Origin of the sequence: Shuttleworthella sp. MSX8B (assembly GCF_000524295.1) — a bacterium.
In the GTDB taxonomy this organism is placed as follows: domain Bacteria; phylum Bacillota; class Clostridia; order Lachnospirales; family Lachnospiraceae; genus Shuttleworthia; species Shuttleworthia satelles.
The window spans coordinates 1-520 of the sequence record NZ_JAQT01000026.1; the positions used below are offsets into that span (position 1 = coordinate 1).

The 520-nt window shown below is 52.9% G+C and carries 1 protein-coding gene; it reads right to left on the reverse strand.

Annotation, left to right across the window (positions count from 1 at the left end; translation table 11 throughout):
- Window positions 1–225: 225 nt before the first annotated feature.
- Window positions 226–507 carry a BMC domain-containing protein gene (locus HMPREF1508_RS06335; protein ID WP_006905676.1) on the reverse strand — a complete coding sequence of 94 codons (282 nt, stop codon included), beginning with the start codon at window positions 505–507 and terminating at the stop codon, window positions 226–228.
- Between the last annotated feature and the right edge of the window lie 13 nt (window positions 508–520).

Below are 520 nucleotides of genomic sequence, written 5' to 3' on the forward strand. Positions count from 1 at the left end.
TGGTCATGTACCATTGAGCTTCGCTCAATGGTCATATGCTATTGAGTTCCACTCAATGGTCGTGTATCATTGAGCTTCGCTCAATGGTCATGTACCAATCGAGGATACCTCGATGGTCATGCGCTCTTGAGTATTCCTCAATTATCATACAAATTTGAGCCCTTCTCAGTGGTCCCGAATCGCAACGAGGCGGCCAAAAGCCGCCTCGGGACGATCGTCACTGTTTCAGGCCTTGACCTTGGGAAGAATCCCTTCCACATCACCATGAGGACGGGGAATGACGTGGGTTGCAATCAGCTCGCCCAGTCTCCCTGCTGCTGTAGATCCCGCCTCAACTGCGGACTTGACAGCTCCGACATCGCCTCTGACCATAACAGTCACCAGGCCGGATCCGATCTTCTCCGTTCCGATCAAAGCGACATTGGCCGCCTTGCACATGGCGTCGGCTGCCTCAATTGACGCTACTAGACCCCTGGTCTCTACCATTCCCAATGCTTCCTGTGTCATTTTTCTTCTCCCG